This is a genomic window from Corynebacterium sp. (genome assembly GCF_043426755.1).
In the GTDB taxonomy this organism is placed as follows: Bacteria; Actinomycetota; Actinomycetes; order Mycobacteriales; family Mycobacteriaceae; genus Corynebacterium.
Window position 1 is genome coordinate 1 of sequence record NZ_JBHWRP010000005.1, and the last position, 8,379, is coordinate 8,379.

Genomic DNA, 8,379 nt, shown 5'->3' on the forward strand with positions numbered 1-8,379 from the left:
GAGACCATGCGCCCGCACAAAGGCCGCCTCTTGATCAAATTCAAGGAAGTGCCGGACCGCAACATGGCCGAGACGCTGCGCGGCACCATCTTTTTTGCGCCACCGTTGGAAAGCGACGAGGATGATGGCTTTTATGATCACGAATTGATCGGGCTGAAAGTGGTGCGTGAAAACGAGGAAATCGGCGAAGTCACCGGAGTGATGCACACCCCGGGCCGCCAGATCCTAGAAGTGGACTACGAAGGCCGCGAAGTACTCGTGCCGTTCGTCTATGACATCGTGCCCGAAGTTGACCTCGACGAGGGTTTCCTAGTGGTCACCCCGCCGGAAGGGCTCTTCGAACTTTAAAGAATTGGTCCAACAGAGAGCGTGGACAGGTCTGGGTTATCGCACCCCTTGAGGTCTGGAACGGGCACATAGATGGAGTTCGTGTTGGCCGGTGGAAATACGCGCAGGCCGTCGGCTTCGGTGGGGTTGCAGGTGGCGGCGTCGTAGGCGTCGGCCTGCGCGACGGTCACGGTGCTCGTAGCGGAATCGCCCTTCTTCAGGGTGATGTAGTCGGTGGAGATGGGCTCGCGGGAAGCAGTCCCGCCGATCTGGCGGCCGGTGCCATCGCCGACCATGGTGATCGTGGGAAAGCCAATCATTTCGCACGTGTCGCCCGTGTTGGTGAATTCCAGCTCGAAGACGCGGGAGCCAGCGGCTCCTTCTTCGTTCGCGAGCGTTACGTCTAGGTTCGCTGCGATGCATGCGTCCTTATCCGTGCCCGCGGTGAGGTCCTCTTGGCGGTTGCCGGTGGTCTCTGGAGCCATCTCTGGGGCCGGGGATTCGCTGGGGAGGTCATTTTGCAGAACCTCTGGCGCAGCGGTCGGGGTAGGAGCGGCGGATTCGGTACCGGAGCCACACGCAGTGAGGAGGGTGGCGCTGGCGGCAACGAGAAAGAGACGATTCAACTTCGGCATGGCCACTAGTATCGTTGATCTTGTGACTCAAATGGCTCAGCGACTCGATATCATTACCATCTTTCCCGACTACCTCGAACCTTTAAGGCACGCCCTGCTGGGCAAAGCAATCGAGGACGGCATCATCGAGATCGGCGTACACAATCTGCGCGACTGGGCGAGCGACCGCCACAAGTCTGTCGACGACACCCCGCTCGGCGGCGGGCCTGGCATGGTGATGAAACCAGAGGTGTGGGGTCCGGCGCTCGACGATGTGGCGGCCGGTCGCGTGGGGCACGAGCTATCGTCGGCAAGCGAACACCGCGCGGACCAGCTGCGCCACGACGAGCTGCGGGGTAAGGCACCGCGGCCCTACGCCGATACTGGTGAGGACCGCTCCAAGCCGCTGCTGCTTGTGCCGACGCCGGCCGGTCAACCCTTTACGCAGGCGGACGCGCAGGCGTGGTCGCGCGAGGCGCATATCGTCATCGCGTGTGGCCGCTACGAAGGTCTCGACCAGCGCGTTTTCGAGGACGCGGAAAAACGGTACCGCGTGCGCGAGGTTTCCATCGGGGACTATGTGCTGATCGGCGGGGAGGTGGCAGCGCTGGTAATCGCGGAGGCGGTGATGCGCCTGATCCCCGGCGTGCTGGGCAACGCGGCCAGCCACGAGGAGGACAGCTTTTCCGACGGGCTGCTGGAGGGGCCCTCCTATACCAAGCCGCGCGTGTGGCGCGGGATCGAAGCGCCCGAAGTGCTGCTCAGCGGCAACCACGCCAAGATTGAGCGGTGGCGGCGCGACCAGTCTCTGTTGCGCACCCAGCGCGTGCGGCCTGAACTTATCGACGAAGACATCTTGACCAAGGAGGACCTGTTTACTTTGCATGCTCGCGATATTGCGACCGACCTGAACGTACTGATCACCCCGACGGAGTGGGAACGCTCTGCGACAAAGATGCCGAAGAAGCTGCGCAAGGCCGGGTTTGAGCCTTATGACATTAATGCAGACCTGGTGGATCTGACCTGCGAGCCGGACAACATGCTGGTCTCCCAGTTCGAACAGGCCGAAGGGCACGTGCCGGTGGCAGAGGCGCTGTACCGCGTGGTGGTCAACGGGCGCAGCGCGCTGGACCTGCGCGAGGCCACGAAGGCTGTCGTCGCGGCGCTTCCCGCAGGCACCTATTGGTATGGCACAACCGACGAAGGATACAAGGAGCCCGGCGTGACCGCTGCGTGTGCGTGGAACCACCGGGACTAGTTGCTAGAGTTACACGAATGACATTTATCGCCCGCACTATTGCAGAAGAACTTGGCATTCAGCAGTCGCAGGTCGACGCCGCGCTAACCTTGCTTGCCGAAGGCAACACGGTCCCGTTCATCTCCCGCTACCGCAAGGAAGCCACCGGCGGGCTGGATGATGCCCAGCTGCGCCACATCGAGGAACGCAACACCTACCTCGTCGAACTCGCCGAGCGTAAAGAGGCGATCATCGAAGCCATCGATGAGCAGGGCAAACTCACCGACGAGCTGCGCGCGCTGATCGAAGGCACCGACACCAAGGCCCGCCTCGAGGACCTCTACTTGCCCTACAAGAAGCGCCGCAAGACGAAGGCGGACATCGCGCGCGAGGCAGGTATTGAGCCGCTCACGGATTCGCTTATCGACGATCCCTCTGCCGATCCTGAGGCCCTAGCCGAGGAGTATGTGACCGAGGGCTTCGCCGACACGAAGGCTGTGTTGGAGGGTGCCCGCGCCATTTTGATCGACCGCTTCGCACTGGACGCCGATCTGGTTGGTGAGGTCCGCGAGGAAATGTACTCCACCGGCACCATGCGTGCCAGCGTGGTGGAAGGCAAGGAACAAGAAGGTGCGAAGTTCAAGGACTACTTCGATTTCAATGAGGACTTCACCTCGCTGCCGTCCCACCGCATCTTGGCGCTGCTGCGCGGGGAGAAGGAGGGCGTGCTGAACCTCAACCTGGATCCGGGGGAGGACTCCACGTATGAGGCAAAGATCGCCGACCGCTTCGACCTGGACACGAAGACATCGACGTGGCTGGCCAACGCAGTGCGCTGGGGCTGGCGGACCAAACTACTGGTCTCCTCCGGCCTGGATGTGCGGATGCGTCTGAAAGAAAAGGCGGAGGAGGGGGCGTTGGATATCTTCGCCACCAACCTCCGCGATGTCCTGCTCGCGGCACCGGCCGGCCAGCGTTCCACGTTGGCGCTGGATCCGGGCTACCGCAACGGCGTGAAGTGCGCGGTGGTGGATGAAACCGGCAAGGTGATGGATACCGCTATCGTTTATCCGCACCAGCCCCAGAACCAGTGGAGCCAGGCGGTACAGCAGCTTTCCACCTTGGTGGCCACGCACGGCGTGGAGCTGATCGCCGTGGGTAACGGCACCGCCAGCCGCGAGTCCGAAAAGCTTGCCGGCGAGGTCGCGGAGCTGATTGAGAAGGCGGGCGGCACCAGGCCTACACCGGTCGTCGTCAGCGAATCGGGTGCGTCGGTGTACTCCGCCAGTGAGATCGCGGCGAAGGAATTTCCGGACATGGATGTCTCGCTGCGCTCGGCTGTCTCCATTGCGCGCCGCCTGCAGGATCCACTGGCAGAGTTGGTGAAGGTGGACCCCAAATCGATCGGGGTGGGGCAGTACCAGCACGATGTGAACCAGACCGCACTGGCGAAGACCTTGGATGACGTGGTGGAAGACGCCGTGAACGCCGTCGGCGTGGACCTGAATACCGCGTCCGTGCCGCTCCTAGAACGCGTGGCGGGAATCTCAAACACCGTGGCGAAAAATATCGTGACCTACCGCGACGATAACGGTGTGTTTGCTACCCGCAAGGAGCTGGGCAACGTGCCGCGATTGGGGCCGAAAGCCTTTGAGCAGTGCGCGGGCTTCCTGCGCATCAACGGTGGCAGCCAGCCTTTGGATGCTTCGGCGGTGCACCCAGAGGCGTACCCTGTCGTCGAAAAGATCGCGCAGAGCACCGGGCTGGCAGTCGATGAGTTGGTCGGCAATACGCGCGTGCTGGAAAAGCTGAAGCCGGCGGACTTTGCCGACGATACTTTCGGCGTTCCCACGGTGACCGATATCATCGCTGAGCTGGACAAGCCGGGCCGGGACCCGCGCCCCGAATTCAAGACGGCCACCTTCAAGGAGGGCGTAAACAAGGTTTCTGACTTGACACCGGGCATGATCCTGGAGGGCACCGTGACGAATGTGGCCGCGTTTGGTGCCTTCGTGGACGTGGGCGTGCATCAGGATGGTTTGGTGCATGTGTCGGCGATGAGCCACAAGTTCGTGGAGGATCCGCATGACGTAGTGCGCTCGGGCGAGGTGGTGAAGGTCAAGGTGATGGACGTTGATGTGGAGCGCCAGCGCATCGGGCTGAGCCTGCGCCTCGACGACGAGCCGGGCGCCAACAATAAGCCGAAGGGGAAGCAGAAAGGGCAGCAGCGCGGCAAGCCACGCCAGAAGCAAAAGCAGCAGCAGCGCCAGTCCGGCAGCATGGCGGACGCGCTGCGCCAGGCAGGATTTGGCCGCTAAGCACGGCCTGTGGCACAATATTTGCTTGTACTTTGTAGCTGATATGAACCGGTATGCGCGCCCCACGTGGGAGAAGCCGCCAGGATCCTCTATCCAGAATTGAAAAGGATTGCTTCAATGAGCAACGGCATTATCGACAAGATTGATGCAGCACAGCTGCGCGACGACATCCCAACCTTCCGCCCAGGCGACACCCTGGACGTGAACGTCAAGGTCATCGAGGGTTCCACTACCCGTACCCAGCTGTTCAAGGGCGTGTGCATCCGCCGCCAGGGCGACGGCATCCGCGAGACCTTCACCGTCCGCAAGGTGTCCTTCGGTATCGGCGTGGAGCGTACCTTCCCTGTTCACTCCCCGAACATTGAGTCCATCGAGGTGGACCGCCACGGTAAGGTCCGTCGCGCGAAGCTGTACTACATGCGTGAGCTGCGCGGTAAGGCTGCACGTATTAAGGAGCGTCGCTAGTTTTAGCACGCTTATCGACGAGCGCCCCGCCACACTGTTTGTGAACAGTGTGGCGGGGCGTTCGTTATCATTGTGTGCTGCTAGAGTAGCCCCTTGTGACGACTTCAACTGATGCAGCAGACTCGGGGCAGAACCGCGAGGAGCAAGAAGAAAAGACGACACCGTGGTATATCGAAATCCCGCTGGTGATCGTTCTTACTCTGGCGATCATTTTTGTGCTGCAGACGTTTATTGGGCGCGTCTACTTGATCCCTTCGGCATCGATGGAGCCGACCCTGCATGGGTGTGAAGGGTGCACGGGGGACCGGATTTTCGTCGAAAAGGTCTCCTACTATTTCGACGAGCCGAAGGCCGGTGACGTGGTCGTATTCGAGGGGACTGACTCGTGGAACCAGGGCTTTGTGTCCCAGCGCAGCGAGAACGGCCTGGTGCGCGGGCTGCAAAATCTCGGCTCCTATGTGGGGCTGGTCGCACCTGATGAGAATAATCTGGTCAAGCGCATCATAGCGACGGGCGGTCAGACCGTATCTTGCCAGGAGGGCGACCCGGCGGTGATGGTGGATGGCCAACCGATTGACCAGTCCTACACGTTGCAGCCAACGTACTATCCGGTGAATCCGGACACGGGGTCTGAAGTCTGCGGTGGCGACTACTTCGGGCCGGTTCAGGTGCCGGAGGATCATTACTTCATGATGGGCGATAACCGCACCAACTCCCTGGACTCGCGCTACCACATGGGCGACCCGCATCAGGGGGCGATCCCGGAGGAGAATCTGCGCGGCAAGGTGCAGATGATCATCCTGCCACTCAGCCGCCTTGGTGGTGTCGACGACCCGGCCATCCAGGAGTAACGTGCGCCGGCTGAAGCAGCTGCGCACCTTTGAGGTGACCCTCGCGAAGGCGGGCCTGGGGCCTGTGGCAGGGATCGACGAGGCCGGCCGTGGCGCCTGCTTCGGGCCAATCACGATCGCGGCCTGCATTCTCCCGGTGCGCATCATTCCAGAGTTGGAAGGGCTGACGGATTCCAAGAAGCTTTCTGCGGTGCGACGCGAGAAACTGTTCGAGGTGATCGTCGATAAGTGCCTCGCGCACAGCGTGGTCCATATTGATGCGGCGACGATCGATGCGCGCGGAATTCAAAACGCGAACCTCGACGGCGCGCGCCTGGCGGTGGCCCGCCTGAGGCTGAGGCCAGAGTATGTGCTGGTGGACGCGTTGCGGGTGCCCGGGCTGACGCAGCCGCATCTGCCGGTGATCGGTGGGGATTATTCTGCGCGGTGTATCGCGGCGGCGAGTGTGTTGGCGAAGGTGAGTCGCGACCGCCTCGTCGGAAAGCTGGCGCAGGATTACCCGGAATATGGGTTGGACAGGCATAAGGGTTATGGCACAAAGGCGCACATGGATGCGGTGCGCCGCCACGGTGCAACACCTTTGCATCGCTACACTTATTCCAACGTTGCTGCAGCAGACGCGATGTACCAAGAAGGAGTGCGTGCCGATGAGCGCTGAGGAATTGGATAACTACGAGGCAGAGGTAGAGCTGAGCCTGTACCGCGAGTACCGCGACGTGGTCAGTCAGTTTTCCTACGTGGTGGAGACGGATCGCCGGTTCTATCTGGCCAATGCCGTCGAGCTGATTCCGCACACGGAGGGCAAGGATGTGTATTACGAGGTGCGCATGTCGGACGCGTGGGTGTGGGACATGTACCGCGCCGTCCGTTTCGTGCGTTATGTGCGCGTGATCACGTATAAGGACGTCAACATCGAAGAACTTGATAAGCCGGACCTTGTGTTTCCCGATAAATAAATAGGTAAAATTCGGCTTTTCGCCCGGAACCTGTGGATAAACATGTTGTTTTCCACAGATTTCGGGCATTTTTTCTTTAGCTATCGACGAAGTCCTCTGGGACCCGCATGATGAGGGTGTACCAACACACTTTCTCAGGGGGAGATTATGACTACTGCTCGTCAATCTTTGGCACGTCGCGGTGAACAGGCGGCGGCCACATTCTATGAACAGCGCGGGGCCACGGTGCTTTCGCGCAACGTGTACTACACAGTGGGGGAACTCGATCTCATCGTGCGCGAGGCAGACGGCACGATCGTGTTCGTCGAGGTGAAAACGCGCTCCGGGCTCGGGTTTGGGAACGCGGAATCTGTGACCCAGCGCAAGCTCTACCGGATGCGCCAGGCTGCTCTGCGCTGGCTGATGGATAAGCCCTACGCGCCGGTGCGTTTCGACGTGCTTGCTTTAAACGTGGTGGGCGACTCTTTCGCTGTGGAGCTTTTCGAGGGGGTCGACGATGGCGCTTGCTAGTACCTCTACCGCCACCGTTGAAGGAGTGGTGGCCCACCCGGTGACAGTTGAGGCGAATATCGGCAATGGGCTGCCAGGCATGTTCATCGTTGGTCTGGCTGGCGCAGCGGTGAAAGAGTCACGCGACCGGATCCGTACCGCGGTAATGAACGCGCGCCTGCCGTGGCCGAAGACGAAGATCACCGTGTCTTTATCGCCGGCGAACCTGCCAAAGGCCGGGTCCCATTTTGACCTGCCTGTGGCCATCGCGGTGCTGAGCACTTTCCTTCCGGAGCTTGCACCGCGTTTGTCGCGCACCTTGCTGGCCGGCGAGCTGGGCTTGGACGGGCGGCTGCGCGGGGTCGACGGAGCGCTGCCCATGCTGGCGGCGAATACCGATGTGGACTTCAAAGTGATCCCCACGGATAACGCCGATGAGGCAGCACTCTTGGGGGACCGTTCCATCCTGGTCGCGGACACCTTGCACGAGGTGTGGCAGTGGCTCCAGGGCGAAGGAGAGCTGCTGGCCGCAGTGGATGTTGCCGGGCCGCGGCCTGAGCCACCTCAGCGTGAAGACTTTCAGGATATCGCCGGGCAGTCGTCGGCCAAGCACGCCTTGGAGGTCGCCGCGGCCGGCGGGCACCACGTCTTCATGACGGGACCGCCGGGATCGGGTAAATCGATGCTGGCTGCACGCCTCCCGTCAATCCTTCCGCCACTGAGCACCACTCAGATGGTGGAGGCGACCGCCGTGCACTCGGTGGCCGCGGAGTCCGCCAGCCAGGTGGTCACCCACGCTCCTTACGTGGCACCACACCCGGCGATCACTAAAGCGGCGTTGATCGGCGGTGGCAGCGGGCGGCCCATGCCTGGGGCAGTTAGCCTGGCCCACCACGGGGTGCTGTTCTTAGACGAGGTCAGCGAGATACCTGCTGCAGTGCTGGACGGTCTGCGGGTCCCGCTCGAGGAGGGTGCCGTGCGATTATCGCGGGCCCAGCGTGAAGTGATCTTCCCAGCCCGCTTCCAACTCATTCTCGCGGCCAACCCGTGTAGGTGCGGTGCTGCGGATTGGCGCCGGTGCACGTGTTCCTCGCGGCACCGCGCGACATATCTGAATAATGT

General features: G+C 61.6%; 10 protein-coding genes. 9 read left to right on the forward strand and 1 reads right to left on the reverse strand.

Going from position 1 to position 8,379, the window contains the following annotated elements; genetic code table 11:
- A partial coding sequence (rimM, locus tag ACHFGA_RS00900) for a ribosome maturation factor RimM (protein WP_394280599.1) occupies window positions 1-348 on the forward strand: 348 nt, incomplete at its 5' end.
- On the opposite strand, the gene ACHFGA_RS00905 is transcribed toward rimM, so the two are convergent.
- Window positions 345-962 (reverse strand): DUF4232 domain-containing protein, encoded by a 618-nt coding sequence (locus tag ACHFGA_RS00905; RefSeq protein ID WP_394280600.1) that lies wholly within the window; start codon window positions 960-962, stop codon window positions 345-347. The two genes, rimM and ACHFGA_RS00905, sit on opposite strands and share 4 nt — an antisense overlap.
- A gap of 31 nt (window positions 963-993) precedes the next feature.
- Between ACHFGA_RS00905 and trmD the strand changes: the two genes are divergently transcribed.
- From trmD to ACHFGA_RS00945, 8 genes are all read left to right on the forward strand, one after another.
- Window positions 994-2,199: a tRNA (guanosine(37)-N1)-methyltransferase TrmD gene (gene trmD, locus ACHFGA_RS00910; protein WP_394280607.1), complete on the forward strand. Its 1,206-nt coding sequence runs from the start codon at window positions 994-996 to the stop codon at window positions 2,197-2,199.
- 17 nt (window positions 2,200-2,216) lie between these two features.
- The gene (locus ACHFGA_RS00915) at window positions 2,217-4,496 is read left to right on the forward strand and encodes a Tex family protein (protein ID WP_394280601.1); all 2,280 of its coding nucleotides are present in this window, start codon (window positions 2,217-2,219) and stop codon (window positions 4,494-4,496) included.
- A 117-nt stretch (window positions 4,497-4,613) separates the two neighbouring features.
- A complete protein-coding gene (gene rplS / locus ACHFGA_RS00920; RefSeq protein ID WP_394280602.1) occupies window positions 4,614-4,961 on the forward strand; it encodes a 50S ribosomal protein L19 in 348 nt (115 codons plus the stop codon).
- A gap of 95 nt (window positions 4,962-5,056) precedes the next feature.
- Window positions 5,057-5,812 carry a signal peptidase I gene (gene lepB, locus ACHFGA_RS00925; protein ID WP_394280603.1) on the forward strand — a complete coding sequence of 252 codons (756 nt, stop codon included), beginning with the start codon at window positions 5,057-5,059 and terminating at the stop codon, window positions 5,810-5,812.
- Between the two features lies 1 nt (window position 5,813).
- On the forward strand, window positions 5,814-6,470 hold the full coding sequence (locus tag ACHFGA_RS00930) for a ribonuclease HII (RefSeq protein ID WP_394280604.1): 657 nt from the start codon (window positions 5,814-5,816) through the stop codon (window positions 6,468-6,470).
- Window positions 6,460-6,768: a DUF2469 domain-containing protein gene (locus ACHFGA_RS00935; protein ID WP_018580525.1), complete on the forward strand. Its 309-nt coding sequence runs from the start codon at window positions 6,460-6,462 to the stop codon at window positions 6,766-6,768. Before ACHFGA_RS00930 ends, ACHFGA_RS00935 begins: the two co-directional genes overlap by 11 nt.
- Before the next feature lie 147 nt (window positions 6,769-6,915).
- The gene (locus ACHFGA_RS00940) at window positions 6,916-7,278 is read left to right on the forward strand and encodes a YraN family protein (RefSeq protein ID WP_394280605.1); all 363 of its coding nucleotides are present in this window, start codon (window positions 6,916-6,918) and stop codon (window positions 7,276-7,278) included.
- On the forward strand, window positions 7,265-8,379 hold a 1,115-nt coding region (locus tag ACHFGA_RS00945), incomplete at its 3' end, for a YifB family Mg chelatase-like AAA ATPase (protein ID WP_394280606.1). The genes ACHFGA_RS00940 and ACHFGA_RS00945, both read left to right, overlap by 14 nt.